This window comes from Neobacillus driksii, from assembly GCF_013409995.1.
Classification (GTDB): domain Bacteria; phylum Bacillota; class Bacilli; order Bacillales; family Cytobacillaceae; genus Neobacillus; species Neobacillus driksii.
Genome location: NZ_JACCBX010000019.1, coordinates 1 through 16220, shown reverse-complemented (window position 1 = coordinate 16220; position 16220 = coordinate 1). Strand labels below are relative to the sequence as shown.

At 37.1% G+C, this 16220-nt stretch carries 15 protein-coding genes, 1 rRNA gene and 1 pseudogene; 11 read left to right on the top strand and 6 right to left on the bottom strand.

The window, feature by feature from the left end; all coding sequences use genetic code 11:
• Positions 1–78: 78 nt before the first annotated feature.
• The gene (locus tag F4694_RS28795) at positions 79–561 is read right to left on the bottom strand and encodes an HIT family protein (RefSeq protein WP_179603362.1); all 483 of its coding nucleotides are present in this window, start codon (positions 559–561) and stop codon (positions 79–81) included.
• 107 nt (positions 562–668) lie between these two features.
• Between F4694_RS28795 and F4694_RS28790 the strand changes: the two genes are divergently transcribed.
• Positions 669–1502, top strand: coding sequence for a deoxyribonuclease IV (locus tag F4694_RS28790; protein ID WP_179603361.1), 834 nt, complete (start codon positions 669–671; stop codon positions 1500–1502).
• 61 nt (positions 1503–1563) lie between these two features.
• Positions 1564–2289 (top strand): CBS domain-containing protein, encoded by a 726-nt coding sequence (locus F4694_RS28785; RefSeq protein WP_257029465.1) that lies wholly within the window; start codon positions 1564–1566, stop codon positions 2287–2289.
• Positions 2290–2373: 84 nt separating this feature from the next.
• Here F4694_RS28785 and F4694_RS28780 read toward each other — a convergent pair whose 3' ends face one another.
• From F4694_RS28780 to F4694_RS28770, 3 genes are all read right to left on the bottom strand, one after another.
• The gene (locus F4694_RS28780) at positions 2374–3117 is read right to left on the bottom strand and encodes a hypothetical protein (protein ID WP_179603360.1); all 744 of its coding nucleotides are present in this window, start codon (positions 3115–3117) and stop codon (positions 2374–2376) included.
• A 223-nt stretch (positions 3118–3340) separates the two neighbouring features.
• A complete protein-coding gene (locus tag F4694_RS28775; protein WP_179603359.1) occupies positions 3341–3751 on the bottom strand; it encodes an acyl-CoA thioesterase in 411 nt (136 codons plus the stop codon).
• Positions 3752–3766: 15 nt separating this feature from the next.
• Positions 3767–4231: an SRPBCC family protein gene (locus F4694_RS28770; RefSeq protein ID WP_306458551.1), complete on the bottom strand. Its 465-nt coding sequence runs from the start codon at positions 4229–4231 to the stop codon at positions 3767–3769.
• 214 nt (positions 4232–4445) lie between these two features.
• On the opposite strand from F4694_RS28770, the gene F4694_RS28765 reads away from it, so the two are divergent.
• Entirely contained in the window at positions 4446–5684 is a 1239-nt protein-coding gene (locus tag F4694_RS28765; RefSeq protein ID WP_257029464.1) for a multidrug effflux MFS transporter, read from the top strand.
• A 114-nt stretch (positions 5685–5798) separates the two neighbouring features.
• Positions 5799–7313 (top strand): M1 family metallopeptidase, encoded by a 1515-nt coding sequence (locus F4694_RS28760; protein WP_179603358.1) that lies wholly within the window; start codon positions 5799–5801, stop codon positions 7311–7313.
• A 102-nt stretch (positions 7314–7415) separates the two neighbouring features.
• On the opposite strand, the gene F4694_RS32870 is transcribed toward F4694_RS28760, so the two are convergent.
• Complete coding sequence (locus F4694_RS32870; RefSeq protein WP_218895880.1) at positions 7416–8192, bottom strand: type II CAAX endopeptidase family protein; 777 nt, start codon at positions 8190–8192, stop codon at positions 7416–7418.
• Positions 8193–8434: 242 nt separating this feature from the next.
• Here F4694_RS32870 and F4694_RS28750 point away from each other — a divergent pair.
• The 4 genes and pseudogenes from F4694_RS28750 to F4694_RS28735 all read left to right on the top strand — a co-directional run bounded on the left by F4694_RS28750 (position 8435) and on the right by F4694_RS28735 (position 13722).
• Positions 8435–9078, top strand: a pseudogene (locus tag F4694_RS28750) (SDR family oxidoreductase).
• Positions 9079–9328: 250 nt separating this feature from the next.
• Positions 9329–9934: a DedA family protein gene (locus F4694_RS28745; RefSeq protein ID WP_179603356.1), complete on the top strand. Its 606-nt coding sequence runs from the start codon at positions 9329–9331 to the stop codon at positions 9932–9934.
• A gap of 44 nt (positions 9935–9978) precedes the next feature.
• Positions 9979–11427: a cardiolipin synthase gene (cls, locus tag F4694_RS28740; protein ID WP_179603355.1), complete on the top strand. Its 1449-nt coding sequence runs from the start codon at positions 9979–9981 to the stop codon at positions 11425–11427.
• Between the two features lie 144 nt (positions 11428–11571).
• Positions 11572–13722 carry a sensor domain-containing protein gene (locus F4694_RS28735; RefSeq protein WP_179603354.1) on the top strand — a complete coding sequence of 717 codons (2151 nt, stop codon included), beginning with the start codon at positions 11572–11574 and terminating at the stop codon, positions 13720–13722.
• A 30-nt stretch (positions 13723–13752) separates the two neighbouring features.
• Here the strand turns inward: F4694_RS28735 and F4694_RS28730 are convergent, their stop codons facing one another.
• Positions 13753–14061, bottom strand: a complete 309-nt coding sequence (locus tag F4694_RS28730; RefSeq protein ID WP_179603353.1) for a hypothetical protein — start codon at positions 14059–14061, stop codon at positions 13753–13755.
• Positions 14062–14227: 166 nt separating this feature from the next.
• Here F4694_RS28730 and F4694_RS28725 point away from each other — a divergent pair, with 166 nt between their 5' ends.
• The 3 genes from F4694_RS28725 to F4694_RS28715 form a co-directional block, all read left to right on the top strand.
• Positions 14228–15046: an SDR family oxidoreductase gene (locus F4694_RS28725; protein WP_179603352.1), complete on the top strand. Its 819-nt coding sequence runs from the start codon at positions 14228–14230 to the stop codon at positions 15044–15046.
• A 101-nt stretch (positions 15047–15147) separates the two neighbouring features.
• Positions 15148–15732, top strand: a complete 585-nt coding sequence (locus F4694_RS28720; RefSeq protein WP_179603351.1) for an undecaprenyl-diphosphatase — start codon at positions 15148–15150, stop codon at positions 15730–15732.
• Positions 15733–16133: 401 nt separating this feature from the next.
• Positions 16134–16220 (top strand): 16S ribosomal RNA (locus F4694_RS28715); the annotation flags it as partial.

Sequence of the window (16220 nt, the reverse complement as noted above, 5' to 3'; positions counted from 1 at the left end):
AAGAATCTATCATTGAGTAGGTGAGAGATTCTTGGTTTTTTTTATATTCATAACTTTCGGGTGCCTAATCGGGCTCTTTTAGATTAATCCGTTTTTTAAGGCTTCAATGGCACTCATAACCTTCTGATGATTTTCATTCGTATTCCGCTGATTTCTCGCATTTAGCAGGACAGGTCTAACGGATTCAACAGATTTGCCAAATTCATTCATCCACTTATAACGCGGTACTAACCAGGTATGGAAATGATGCGTGGTATCTTCATTGTAGAAATAATAAACATAGTCAATACCTAGAATCTCCCGCTGAGCTTTCCTAATTTTTGTTAAGGTATTTATGTAATCCAGTCTTTCCTCATCCGTCAGTTCATCCAAGCATTTTATATGTCTTTTCGAGGCCAAGATGACTAGCCCTTCAATTGGATAAGCAACATCTTGATGCGCATGGAAGTGTTCTGTCTCGAAAATAACGCCGCCATCTGGCTCAAGCAGTCCACTAGTTAACGCGCAGCTTAAACATTCGACTTCTACGGTTTTGCCATTTGATAATGTTATTTTTCTCATCTATTTCCCCTCCCAAAAGTATCCTGAATTATCTTACAACACCCGCAGTAAAAAGAATAGTTTAAACTCATTATGCAAAATCTAACACTAAAAAACGGTGGGATACGATGATTTTTGGCTGTCATGTAAGTATTAGGAACGGATATTCTGGAGCGGCAAAACGAGCTGCAGCTTTCGGTGCGGCGGCATTTCAATATTTTCCGAAAAACCCGCGAAGTCTTTCTGTCAAGGACTTTGACCGTGGGGATGCTGCTAGCTGTAAAGAGTTTTGTCAGGAGAAAAAGATCGTTTCAGTTGCACATACCCCATACTCTACAAGTTTAACCCCTTCGGAGGAAAAAAAGGAATTAACGATTCGCTCGCTGTTAAATGACCTAGAAATAGCGGACGCATGCGGTTCTGTTGGTGTAGTTGTCCATTTTGGCAGTCAAATCAGTAAAACCGACCCCCTTGCCAGTTATCATTTAATGCTTGAAATGCTCAATTCTGTCCTCAGTCAATGGAATGGTGATTGTTTACTATTAATTGAGAATAACGCTGGAACGAAAGGGGCGCTTGGTACAACCTTTGAAGAATTAGTTCAGATCCGAAATCTTGCTGAGTATCCAGAGAAAATCGGTTTTTGCCTAGATACCTGTCATATGTTTGCAAGTGGACTTTGGGATGGGGAAAACACCGAGGATTTTTTCGCCAAAGGCCAAGAATTAGCTTATTTTGAACACCTGAAAATCATCCATTTAAACAATTCTAAGTATCCAACTGGATCCAAAAAGGATCGTCACGCGAATATTTTTCAAAATGGTTTAATTAAAGAGGACTCTCTTCGGGGTATTGTAACCTCCCCGATTATTAAGCAAATTCCATTTGTATTAGAAACACCTGATGATGAAGGGATTTCTCATAAGGAAGAAATAAGCCAGCTGTATCGAAATTGGGGATAGTTAAATATTCTCAATAAATATATAATTAAAGAAATAAGTAAACATATTGGCAGGGATAGAGATGAAACAAATGAAAAAAGGACAAGTACTATCCGAACGTTTTGAGGTGGCCTTCAATCAAGTGCATGACGCGATGAAGGACATTGTCAAAATTAATGATGATAGATTTGTAGTATTGGTAAAGGTTGGAGCGAAGAAATATCAAATCATTGAAACATTTAAAAAGGATTTGGAGCAATATGCAAAGTTGCGTAATGCTATTGTCCATGAAAAAATGCAAGTCGGCTATTATATCGCCGAACCGAATGCAAAAGTGGTCGAGCACATCGAGAAAATCGCCAATGTCTTTAACCGTCCGAATTATGCTTTGTCAATTGCTACAAAGAATGTACTGTACTTTGACTATAACGATAGTATCCTAAAAGTGACGGAAGCGATTCGTCAGTATAATTATTCCAAATTTCCGGTTTATAAAAATAAAGAATTTGCCGGCCTTTTGACAGCAAGCTCGATTGTTAAATGGTTGGCACAGAACATGGTGAGTACTTCTGTCAATTTAGACGATACACATATATACGATATTATGAAATACGAAAAAGACCATCCAGTTGACTTTGTCGCGAAAAGCACGAATATCTTCGATGTGGAAACGATTTTTGAAAAATCTCATAAGGTGAAAAAGAAATTAGAAGCGGTCATTATTACTGAAAACGGTAAAAAAGATGAGGCGCCTCTCGGAATTATCACACCATGGGACTTGATTGAGATTGATTATACCATTGATTAAAATGAAAGGAGCATACCAAAACGGGTATGCTCCTTTACTATTATTGTCCAGCATCAAAGTCTGAACAAGGCGCTTACGCTTTTGTTATTGCATATCATCAAAATTAAACTCACTTAATTGATCCATATGGCTGGCGATCATTGCGATAATGGTGCTTGCCTCTTCTTTACTGAAGATAAAATGAGATTCGTCTTTGATTAATTCATCATCGGTAGTCCAAATCCTGTTTACTCTTTTCAACACACCGTCACCGGTTTCTGGAACAACGCCAAATTGATACGTCACTTCGACCTCATCCTCATGTTTGAAGGCCGTTACCTCTGGGGTGTTCCATTCCACATCAATTTCTTCAAAAATATCATCTTCATTTACCTGTGCTTCATAATACTCTTCATCATCATCAATTTCGTCAACAACCTCGACCATTTCATAATAGTCGTCACTGTCTTCGCACTCTTCATCCGAAGTAAGATAGACACCGTCATCGGTGTAATGATCATCATCGTTCATATAATCATGAAGACTAGCGTGAACTTCATCGATGATTTCTTCTATGTCCGAAAGGATGATTTTAGCAGTATGCCCACTGTCAACATCAAAGGTATCGATGTAAAATTCTTCGTTTTGAGGATCGAAGAACAATGTGCAAAAATAGTCTCTATCGACATCTTCTGTATGAATATCTTCCGTTTCTACAAAAAATTCGATCCTCGGGTGTTTGGCAGCTCTCTCTATTGACATTTGACCAACCTGATCATACTCTTCACAAATAGATTCCAGGTGATCCTGAAGCTCGCCACAAACTCTGTCAAACCATTCTAACGACATTAACATCCCATCCTTTCAAGGTAATCGTGGTTATTATCTCCAACAAGTTCTGTTTAATCCATGCATTTTTGTATATTCATGGATATTTTGTCTTCATTTACTCAATAAATGATAAAGGTTTTGACGGAAAAAGGTGAACGGGGGAAAGTTTTTATTTCCTTGAACAAATATGTTGGTCCACTATAAAAAAAATTCCTCATTAAAAAAATGGGGAATCTGTTCGTTACTTATATTCAAGTTCAAATTGTTCAATTCGTTCTCTGATAAAGTCAGGAGCTGGGCAAGGTTTCATGGATACGTGGTCAATGGTAACATAAATAATTTCAGCCAAGAGAACCGGCTCCTCCTCATCTTCTCTCGTAATCATAAAATTCATTGTCATGCTTTTGTGGCCAACTCTATCCATCCTGCACCAAACTGTGAGCCAGTCATTTAAGAAGGCTGATCGTTTATACTCGAGTGTCGATTTTGCTAGCACAAAATCAAACTGTTCATCGTGTTGAAGAAGCTGCTGGAAATATTCTGTGACGGCTACATCAATATAAGTTAAGTAATGTGAATTAAAAACAATCTTTTGCCCATCAATTTCAGAATAACGCACCTTTAATCGATGTGAGAAACGATATTCCACCATTCTAGGCTCCTTTCTTTATTTCACTAAAGCACTTTCCTCTTCGGCTAATTCTTTAACACGTTCTACAAATTTAACTACTGTCTTATCACCGGCAAGCCATAAGAATAATTTAAAGATCGCTTTTAGTGGTTTATTAGTGGTTGTGTATTTAAAACGTGTTTTATGTTCATTTATTTTTGATACTTCATAGGCAGCGGTAATTTCAAAAATGTTGGCTAAGGTGAATCCGACTTTCATTTTCTTATGTTCAGGTGTATTCAAGTAGTCTAATGTTTCAACATCATATTCTTCAATCCGTTTACCTTCTTTATACTGCTGACGATAGATTGTTCCAACGCGTTCTTCTGTCACTTTCACGGGTGTATTCCCAACGACCTGCGGCATGATTTTTTGCATTTTTTCTAACGAACCATCAAACAAATCCCAAATCTTTTCGATAGGAGCATTAATTTCAATTTCTTTCGTCCATTCTTTCATCATTGAACACCTCTTCTATATAATTATTTTTAAATTTTCGAAAAAATAACATGTTGAATTAATATTCTATTTTTTCGTCAGAAATCCTTTCTAATGTCTCGTGCTTACCTTTTGGGGTGAAGAAAATTTTGGTTTCTAAGTTTAATCATTTGATTTATTCTATCAATAATTAGAAAATTAAAAACAAATGATGCAAAGAAGGGAATGAAACACAACTTTGCGTTCTTCTTTAGATAATTCCATCACTAATGCTGGTGCAATAACTCGTTCCAAACGAATCTGGATAGCGATGGTGCTTGGTTCTTTAGCGGCATTCGGTCCATTATCGATTGACATGTATTTACCGGCTTTACCCATATTGGCAGATTACTTTCATACTAGCCCGTCTTTTATTCAACTAAGTCTAACATTTTTTCTGCTCGGATTATCGGTAGGACAGTTGTTTGCGGGACCACTAAGTGATATTCACGGAAGAAGGAAACCGCTCCTAATTGGTTTGGTCATCTATTTAGTTGTATCTTTTCTATGTGTATTTAGTCCTTCGATTTGGTCATTTATTCTGCTGCGTTTTATTCAAGGGCTGGCGGGTGCTGTGGGGATGGTAGTATCAAGGGCGGTTGTGCGAGATTTATATTCTGGGAGTGAATTAACCAAATTCTTTGCACTTCTATCGTTAGTAAACGGGGCTGCGCCGATTCTAGCTCCTGTTGCTGGTGCTCAACTCCTCAGGTTCGTCCCGTGGCAAGGTGTATTTATTGTCTTAGGATTCATCGGATTTGTAATGTTTATCGTTGTCCTTTTCGGATTGCCGGAAACACTACCCAATGAGAGAAGATTACGAGGTGGAATCAAAAATACCCTTCTAACCTTTAGAAACCTAATAGTTGATCCTAGTTTTATTGGGTATGCTTTTTCACAAGGGCTTGTTACTTCTTCAATGTTTGCTTACATATCCGGTTCCCCCTTTGTGGTACAGGACATATACGGAGCTTCGCCGCAAGTTTTTAGCCTTATTTTTGCGATGAATGGGCTGGGCATCATGATTGCCAGCCAAACGACTGGTAGATTAGCGGGAAGGATCCCAGAAACAAAGTTATTAAACTTTGGATTAGGAATGTCCTTTTTTGGAAGTGTGACATTGCTCATTCTTCTTTTGGTACAGGCTAATTTATGGATGATATTAATTCCATTATTTCTGGTGGTATCGAGTGTTGGTATTGTCAATACAGCCGGATTTTCTCTCGCCATGCAAAAGCAAGGTAAAAATGCAGGCAGTGCCTCGGCACTACTTGGTGTACTTTCCTTTGCATTTGGTGGTATTACTTCTCCTTTAGTTGGCATAGGAGGAGAAGAATCTGCGCTCCCAATGGGGTTGGTCATCGTTATCTCCTCAATGGGTGCAGTAATTTCTTATATTTTCCTTGTACTTAGAAAAACTAGACAAAGAGGCGCTTAATCGTAGGGTCCCCTGGCAATGCCGTCAGGGGATTTTTTTATAATTATAATTTGAAACTCTTTCTGAAAAACGACGTCTAAGATTTGAATGAATAATAGATGATAGGAGGCCGTTATGAACAAAGGGGAAATTAAAAAGGGGAGAGTCTATTGGTTGGCTGCCATTTTGATAGCGCTCGCGGTATTGCTGTCTGGGTGTAAAGAAAACAACTCAAAGGAGACTACGGGAACAAATAAGAATCAACCTTCAGTGGCCAAGGAATTTATTCCGACAGAATACGATTCCACCGTAACCGTTAATGTAGAGGAGAAAACGATAGCAGGTACACTTAAGGTGAAGTCGACAAACAATACAGGGAAAGATCAGGACAAAATTTACTTTCACGTATATCCTAATCAATTCCGTGAGGATGTCGATTTGCTAGGTGGATTCTGGCGTCAAATTATTGATGAGAATTCTGAACCTGGATCGATGGAGGTTACAGAAGTTCAGGCTGATGGAACGAAAGGAAATTTTGAAATCAAAGATACCGTCCTCGAAATACCTTTAGACAAATGGAAAATGGGTCAAACAATCGATCTGGAATTGAAATTCAGCATGAAGGTTCCCAAAAATAATGGCCGATTCACCTATGATGAGAATGCGATTTGGCTGGGAAATTGGATTCCTATTCAAGCCGTATATGATGAGCGAGGCTGGGTAACAGACCCGTACCATTCAATAGGAGATCCCTTTTACAGCCAGGTGGGGAAGTATCGTGTAAATGTCACCGTACCAAGCAATTATCAAGTCGCCAGTACGGGTAAGGAAGAAGATGGTGTAAAAGAACAGGATGGGTCCATGATGTACACAACCACAATTGATAATGTACGGGACTTTGCCATGGTGATTATGGATGAAAACTACCAAAAGTTATCAGAACAAGTAGGAGAAACAACTGTGAATACATGGTACCTAGCGAGTGACAGCCAAGAGGCGGCGAAGAAGAATCATGAAGCAGGAATTAAAGCATTATCGTATTTTAGTAAAGTCTATGGACCATATCCATATCCTGAATATGATATCGTTCGAACTGGAATGTTTACAGCAATGGAATTTCCAGGATTAATATACCTACCGAAAAATATTCTTGAAAGCAATGAAACGGAGATTGGCTCAGTTGTTCATGAAACCGCGCACCAATGGTGGTATGGAATGGTTGGGAATGATGAGGTAAAGGAGCCGTGGTTGGATGAGGCGATGGCAACCTATTCCTCTACGAGATTTATGTTAGAGGAATTTCCTGAGCATGGTGCTGGACAGTTAGAGATGAGAAAAGTCATGACACAAGGAACGGAAGTCCATGAAAGAGGTGGCTTATTTATTGGGAGCTCTGTTGATAAATTTAAAAATATTGGAACCTACTCTCAGCTTGTCTACCAAAAGGGTGCATTGATGCTGGAGGATCTTGAAAAAGTAATAGGGAAAGAGAAAATGGATCAATTGCTTCAAAATTATTTTAAAGAATATCAATATAAGATCGCAACAGGAAGTGACTTCATCTCCGTGTTCTCAGAAGACCTTGGGCCAGAAGCAAAGGAGTACTTTGAGAATTGGTTAAGTGGTAAAGAAACTGAATTTAAGCAGTGAAAATAGTGGAAAACGCCTCCGATTGCTGGAGGCGTTTTTAAGATTTCGATCCAGTTATTCGGGAACCTTCATGAATGTCGTTGTCTCAATCGGTGCGCCTTTCTATGTATTTAAACTAAACGGAAAATCTTTGTGATCATTTTTATGATGGTAATAGAACTTGTTCACTGATAGTACAGCAAAAAACATTAAAGTAGGTATGAAGAAATAGAGTACCTCTGAGAGTAAGGATTGATTCACGGCTTCTTTGATGATAAAAATGGAAGTGCCAGGACTGCCCACCATTCCAAAGAAAAGACCATAGGCAACATTTAAACCGTAATGAATTCCCGTATCTGCCCAAATAGATCCTGATCTATAAAAGGCATAAGTCAGAGAAAGTCCTAAGATCACTGAAAATATAACATTACTTACACTAAAACCAGCATACCAATAATCATCAAGCGCATAAATCAAAATACTAATTGTATAAACCCATCCAACATGCAGCTTATCCTTTAGCAGATTAATGACAAAACCTCGAACAATCATATCATTAATAAATGAACCTATGAAAAAACCTACTATTATCATTAATAAAGGCATTAGTAATTCCGATGACTTTAGGACCCCATTCCATAAGAGATCACCACTTAATAATTGAATTACAAACATCAGTATCCAAAAACTAAAGCCAATCCAAAAACTAAAAATGAAATTTTTTAACCATCCTCTATGGAATACTAAACCCATTCCTTTTAAACCATTCAATCCAACCCATTTTGCAATGAAATAGGCAAGTGGGAAGAAGATGAGATAAGCCCCAAATTGTAAGAAGGGATTACCCAGGATTGAAGGGATAAAGACAAAGTATAAATCAAGCGCAAGGAAACCAGCCACAGCTTTTATAAGTGTAATAATGATAACACCCCCTTACAGGAATAATATGTTAATTCTATCATCTATAGGTAATTTTAACCACTTGTATGTAAGCAGGATGGGAGAGTTTTTTTTAGGCTGAGATGGTATCTGAGATTCGAAGAAAAAAGATTGCAATTTCATAATTGAATTAATAAGGATGCTTGAATAAGTTGTTCTCACAAAGAAATAATAGTCGTAAACAAAGTAAGGAGCTAACATCGATGAATGTATTAGTCGTTGGAGCTAATGGGCAGGTAGGTAAGCTTCTAGTAAATATGCTCAGAGATAGTCAAGAACATACAGTGAAAGCGATGGTTAGAAAGGAAGAACAAGCTGAGGCTTTTAGGAAAATGGAAGTCGAAGTAGCTGTGCCTGTTTAGAACAAAGTGTCGAGGATATTGCTCAGGCTGCAAGAGGATGTAACGCTATCGTGTTCACTGCGGGCTCTGGCAGGAATACAGGATATGATAAAATACTGCTAATTGATCTTGATGGTGCAGTGAAAACAATTGAAGCTGCTGAAAAAGTCGGAATAAAACGCTTCATAATGGTCAGTGCGATTCAGGCACATAGATGAGAAAACTGGCATGAGAAAATGCTTCCTTATTATGCAGCTAAATACTACGCAGACAAAATGCTTGAACAAACCGAACTAACCTATACAATTATTCGACCGGGCGGGCTGTTGAGTGAACCAGGAACGGGGATGATAACTGCTGCCAGTGATATTAGGAGCGGAAAGATACCCCGTGAAGATGTCGCAAGAACCATTATTCAGTGCTTAACAGAAGAAAATACATATTATCAGTCATTTGACCTCGTTTCTGGTGATGTTCCTATCGAAAAAGCATTAAAGATCCTATAGGAAAGCCGCCTCATTACGTGTTCATCGATTATGAAACAAATATATCAACGATAAACCATAAATATCTAGGGTAAATAATTATCCCACAAACTAAAGCATTTGAACGCTCAAATGCTTTTTTTCGTTGGAAAATGGTTTTAATTTGAACGGCAAAAAATATAGTAATTAGAAGAAGACGACCTAATTTGAAACTTTTCGGCCCTCTATCCGTAAAACAATAAACGTTATTTTTCAATCAATGGAGGGTATTATGGAGTTATGGATTAAAGAGTTTATTGAACAATATGGGTACTGGGGAGTGTTTCTCCTTATTGCACTTGAAAATATATTCCCTCCTATCCCGTCAGAAGTGATTCTTACATTCGGAGGTTATATGACAGCTCAAACCAATCTGACGATTCAAGGGGTTATTGCCACTTCAACATTAGGTTCAGTTTTTGGTGCTATTATTCTTTATCAAATCGGAGCCGTTTTAAATGTAAACAAATTGGAAAAAGTTGTGGAACGCTATGGGCGATTTCTTCGTTTAACCAAACAGGACCTCTATCGTGCTGATGCCTGGTTTGACAAATACGGAATTTGGACGGTCTTTTTCTGCCGGTTCATACCCCTGATTCGCAGTCTCATTTCAATCCCTGCAGGTATGGCTAAAATGAACTTCTGGCTGTTCATTGGTTTTACAACATTAGGTACAATAATTTGGAATACTTTGTTGATAAATCTTGGGGCACGAGTAGGAGAAAATTGGGAAGTCATTGGAGAGAGAATGGACCAATATTCCAATTATGTATATCTCATTTTTGCGATCTTCCTAATTGTCTTTATCGGATGGAAGAGAAAAAGAAGAAGATACTAGTAAAACTGCTAAAGTAATTTATGTCGGTTGAGAGGGTTTTTGCCATGAATATTACGTCTATATTATTAGGCTTACTGCTGGTATTGAATATCATGTTGGCCCTCATTGTCATTTTTCAAGAAAGAAGGGACGTTGGTTCTACGTGGGCTTGGTTATTAGTGCTATTTTTCATTCCAATCTTGGGATTTGTGATGTATCTATTATTAGGACAAAATTTAAGTCGAAAGCGGCTATTCCAATGGGATGATCTCAAAAAGACAGGTTTTGAAAAAGCATTAGATACGCAATTGACCAAACTTCGTCTGAATCAATTCTATTATCGCAATGATGTCACAAGGGATAACCATGATTTGATTTACATGCATATGATTAACAACCAAGCTATCTTAACAGAGGACAATGCTGTTGAGATTTTTACAGACGGTAAAGAAAAATTTGATCAGTTATTTAAAGATATAAAAGCTGCTAGGAATTATATTCATATTCAATATTACATTATTAAAAATGATAATCTCGGCAAAAAATTAATTGATGCATTGACTATAAAAGCAAGGCAAGGGGTAAAAGTTCGAATCCTTTATGATGAATTAGGTTCACGAAGTTTGCCGAAAAGATTATTTAAGGAATTTCGTAAAGCTGGAGGTCAAGTTGAGGTCTTTTTCCCATCTAAATTTCGGTTTATTAATCTGAGAATGAATTACAGGAACCATCGAAAGTTAGTAATCATAGATGGGAAAATTGGCTATGTCGGCGGTTTCAATGTGGGCGATGAATATTTAGGGCTTAATAAGAAATTTGGCTATTGGCGGGATACACATTTACGTATTCAAGGGACAGCTGTTTATGCACTTCAGACACGTTTTATCCTGGACTGGAATCAAGCCTCAGATGACCATGATGTTGACTATGTTCCAAATTTATATCCTGAAGATGTTTCTCATGGAAGTATCGGGATTCAAATTGTAACCAGCGGGCCAGATTCTGAGTTTCAACAAGTTAAGAATGGTTATATAAAAATGATTATGTCCGCAAAGAAATCCATTTATATACAAACGCCTTACTTTATCCCTGATACAAGTTTATTGGATGTCCTTCGAATTGCCTGCTTGTCTGGTGTAGAAGTCAATATTATGATTCCTGATAAACCTGATCACCTATTTGTCTACTGGGCAACACTATCACATGTTAGTGAATTATTAAAAGTTGGTGCTAAGGTCTATATTTATAGAAATGGATTTATCCACGCAAAAATGATTGTTGTGGATGAAGAAATTGCGTCAGTTGGAACCGCAAATATTGACTATCGTAGCTTTAGACTCAATTTTGAAGTCAATGCCTTTTTATATGATGAAGGAGTTTCTAAAAAACTAACGGAAACGTTTAAAGAGGATATTAAGGTATCGATGTTACTGACATTTGAAAGTTACCAAAAACGTTCTTTGGAGGTTCGTCTTAAGGAATCCGTCTCTAGATTACTTTCACCTATCTTATAAAACATGTACATTGAAAAAGATTGCCTATCCTTTTAAGGGGTAGGCTTTTTTGATTCTTCGATTATTATTGTTTTTTATAATTTCATTATCAGATAGGTTTTTGGAAATAGTAATAGTAAATGTATTTTGGAGGATTATCAATCGATGGAGGAAATAACCTTAGGAGTGGGTCTTGTAATTGAAATAGGGTTGATCATCGCTACTATTGTGATTATTTCTTCCCATCTTCGAAAAAATTCTAGAAACAATACTAACACGAAACTAAATGAACAATATTATAAATCTCTATTTGAAGAAAATCCTGATGCCATTTTCATATTCGATTTAGATGGAAAATTTCTTGTCGCAAACAACGCAGTTTCACTTTATGGATATAGTGTTGAAGATTTACTTGATAAACCATTTGCAGGATTCATTCTTCCGAAAGATCTAGAAAAAGTGACGGCACATTTTTGCCAAGCGGTGGAAGGAATGGCAACAAATTATGAATGTTCTATATTGGATAAAGAAGGCCAGCAAAGGGAGATTAATGTAACCAATATACCTATTTTTGTTAATGAGGAGATTGATGGTGTATACACCATCATAAAAGATATAACTCAGCATAAAAAAGCACAAAACGACTTAGTAGAGGCTGAAGCTAAATATCGAAGCCTAATAGAAAACTCTTTAGTAGGGGTTTACATCATGCAAGATGGAAAATTAGTATATGTGAATCCAAGACTTTGTGAAATGTCCGGTTATAAATGTGAAGATTTAATAGGGTTACATGTTGCCGACTTTATTTATCCAGAGGATTTGCCGCTAGTAACTGAAAATATTGGTAAACGGTTTAATAATGAAACTGGTACGATTAAGTATGAATATCGAGCAATACGAAAGGATAAGAGTATCATTACCTTTGAATTATATGGGTCAAAGATAATCTATAATGGCAGGGACGCTATCATTGGAACAGTTATTGATATCACAGAGCGAAAAAACACTGAAAAGATGATTAAGCACATGGCTTATCATGATCAGTTAACAGATTTGCCTAATAGGTATTTACTACGGGAAAAACTAAATGAATCAATAAAAGCTTCAAGAATGAATAACTGTCATTTCACGCTGCTTTTTTTAGATTTGGATCGATTCAAGGCTATAAATGATACGATGGGACATGAAGTCGGTGATAAAGTATTAATTGAAATTGCGGAACGACTGAAAACCTGTGTCCATGAAAAAGATATCATTTCAAGGTATGGAGGGGACGAATTTTCCATTCTGTTGCCTGATTCTGGAGACCAAAGAGCGAGTGAAGTCGCAGGTCAAATCATAACCAAATTATCTCTTCCATTAACCTTTCATCATCATGAATTATTGGTTACCCCTAGTATAGGAGTTGCCGTTTTTCCTGCTCACGGTGAAAGCTTTGATATGTTAATAAAAAATGCCGATTTAGCCATGTATCATGCAAAAAGTTTAGGAAGAAATAATTTTCAATTCTTTAATGAGGAGTTAAATAAAAATGCTCAGCATGAATTAGATATGGAGGTAAAATTACGTAAAGCCCTTGAGCAAAATCAATTCGTGTTATTCTATCAGCCGCAGGTTAATCTAGAAAACAATGAGATATATGGTGCGGAATCATTAATACGGTGGATACATCCTGAAAAAGGGATTATTCCACCTGCAGCCTTTATTCCTATAGCGGAAGAGACTGGCTTGATTATTCCAATGGGTGAGTGGGCAATCCGAACGGCGTGCAAAGAAAATAAAAAGTGGCAGGATGCAGGTTATTCACCTGTCATGGTTTCTGTAAATATATCAGCTAAACAGTTCTTCCAATCTAATTTGGTTGAAATTGTAGAAACTGCCTTAAGCGAGACCGGGCTCCATCCAAATTATTTAGAACTCGAGATTACGGAAAGTATTACGATGGATGTTGAACGTTCAATAAAAACACTTTTGGAACTACAGAGAATTGGGGTCAAGGTCAGTATAGATGATTTTGGTACGGGATATAGCTCTCTAAATTATCTTAAGAGGCTTCCTATTGATAAGCTAAAAATCGACCAATCCTTTATTCGGGAATGCCCCAATGATATAAACAGCAATACCCTTGTAAGGACGATTATTATCATGGCTCATCTTCTAAAAATGAAGGTCATCGCAGAGGGAGTCGAAACAGAGGAACAAGTATCCTTTCTTCTTGAGCAGGGTTGCAAGGAGGCACAGGGGTATTTTTTCAGTAAACCCCTTCCAGTATCAGAATTTGAAACGAACTATTTACAAAAACGCTTGGAAAAATAACTCCAAGCGTTTTTTTGTGACTCATTTGATTTATCGTTTTAAACGGCTTAGCACCCGTTCTTCAAATTCTGCTTGATCTATATCTAATCCAATCACTTCATTTCGAAAGGACTTAAAACGTCCATTCTCCACCTCAAGTGTGAAATATCCTCTAGAACTTGAAAGGTTAATATCGCCAATAATATTTTTCCTTTTGGCAGGGTCAAACAAATTCACTAAATTAGGATTGCTTGGATGCGGCTTGAATCGACAGCCCTGTTCCACACAAACTCTTACAATATTCCGTACCTTTGGATTAGTAATGCTTTCAACCTTTTTTATTACTTCCTCGTTAGCCATCGGTGTGATTCTCCTTTCCATTCTTCAAACAGTATGCTGCTGCTTAAAGAATTATGCATCGAGATTAAAGCATCTGCGATTTGGTGTGAATTCCTACTAAAGTCCCAACATAGTGCACTAAGACAACTAGTAATATAGAGTGATAAATAAAAATTGGAGGATCTTAATGAATACTATTTTGATTACTGGCGCTTCATCCGGTATTGGACGAGCAACTGCATTATGTTTTGCAAAGAAAGGTTGGAATGTAATTGCAGGAATGCGTTCCCCTGAGAATGACACAGAGTTAAAGGTCATTCAAAATATAATGGTGACTAGACTTGATGTAGAAGATAAAGAGTCTATTCAGGAATCGATAAAATTAGGGATAGAATCTTTCGAGGAAATTAATGTTCTCTTCAATAATGCAGGTCATGGTTCAATGGGTATCTTTGAAGCAGCAACAGAGGAAAGAATTCGAAAACAATTTAATGTTAATGTTTTCGGATTAATGAATATGACTCAGGCTGTGTTATCTCACTTCCGCGCTAGAAAAAAAGGCATGGTCATCAATATGTCTTCTATGGGTGGAAAAATTACATTGCCTCTCATGTCTGTTTATCACGCATCTAAATTTGCTGTTGAGGGATTTTCCGAGGCAATATCTTATGAATTAGCACCTCATAACATAACAGTTAAATTAATTGAACCTGGTGCAGTAAACACTGCTTTTGGGAGAAGGCCCTCAGACTTCTACTTTGATGATAAATTAGAAGATTATAATCAATATCGTGGTCAGGTAATGCAGGCGCTTGGTAAATTTAAAGCGGAAATGCTGTCACCAGAGAAAGTAGCGGAAGTGGTTTATCTAGCAGCTACAGATGGTTCCAGCCAACTCCGTTACGTGGTGGGAGAAGATGCAAAATCATTAATAAATCTCCGTGAGAAACAGGTGATGAAGAGTTTATTAAGCAGATCTCCCAAATGTTTTAGATATGTTTTTTAACCTTACAAATGTGTAAGGCAAATGTAAGGAAAGGAAATTTTTATTTAAAGGTAATTGCCTTATACTCCTCTTATAGAAAAAATGAGGTGGAGGTTTTTGTTATGAATGAGAATTTATTTAGATTGATTAATGATTTAGGTAAACAATATACAATTGTTAATCCTGCTGTTGTATTTATTGCGGAATATACCGTTATTTTCTTAGCAGTAGTGGTTCTTATTTTCTGGTTTACTCGGGTTAACCAGAATAGAATCATGGTGATTTGTGGCTCATTTACATTTGTTATTGCAGAGATTTTTGGAAAAATAGCTGGGAAACTTCATTCGAATCATCAGCCGTTTGCCGAACTATCTAACGTAAATCAACTAGTAGAAAAAGCAGTTGATAATTCATTTCCCAGCGACCACACGATATTGTTTTTTTCATTTTGTATGACATTTTGGTTATTTAGAGGCGGTAAAGGAGCTATCTGGATAGTGCTTGCCTTACTAGTTGGCATTTCACGTATTTGGGTCGGGGTTCATTATCCAGCAGATATCTTAGTTGGGGCAATTATTAGTATCGTGACAGCTTTTATGGTCTTTCGTGTTGTTCCTAAATTAAGTATCGTTCAAAAATCACTCGGGATTTATGAAAAAGGGGAATCCTATATCCTGCCGTTAAAGAAGGACAATTATCATGGGTGAATATTATTATAGAAGAAACCTGCTTAATCAACCATTTAAGCAGGATTTTCTTTATGAATGAGAATAACTCCAATCCCATCCACAATAGAAATACATTGTGGAAAGATAGTAGACGAATAAGGATAAGAAACTGGGATAGTTCTTTGGAATTGGAAGAAATTTCACATTGAACAGTTCTTGTTACGATGTTATTATAAGAAAGTTCCTTCGCGAGGTGATTAACAACATGATGAATTTTAAAAAATGTGTTGACTCATGTGGAGTAAATATGATAAGATATTTTTTGTCGCTAAAAACAAGTGACACATTGTTCTTTGAAAACTAAACAAACAAGAACGTCAACAAAAAATATTAGTTTCTTCTATAGAAACTAGCCAACGTAACAAATGAGCTAATCAACTTTCTTGGAGAGTTTGATCCTGGCTCAGGACGAACGCTGGCGGCGTGCCTAATACATGCAAGTCGAGCGAATCAAAAGGTGCTTGCAC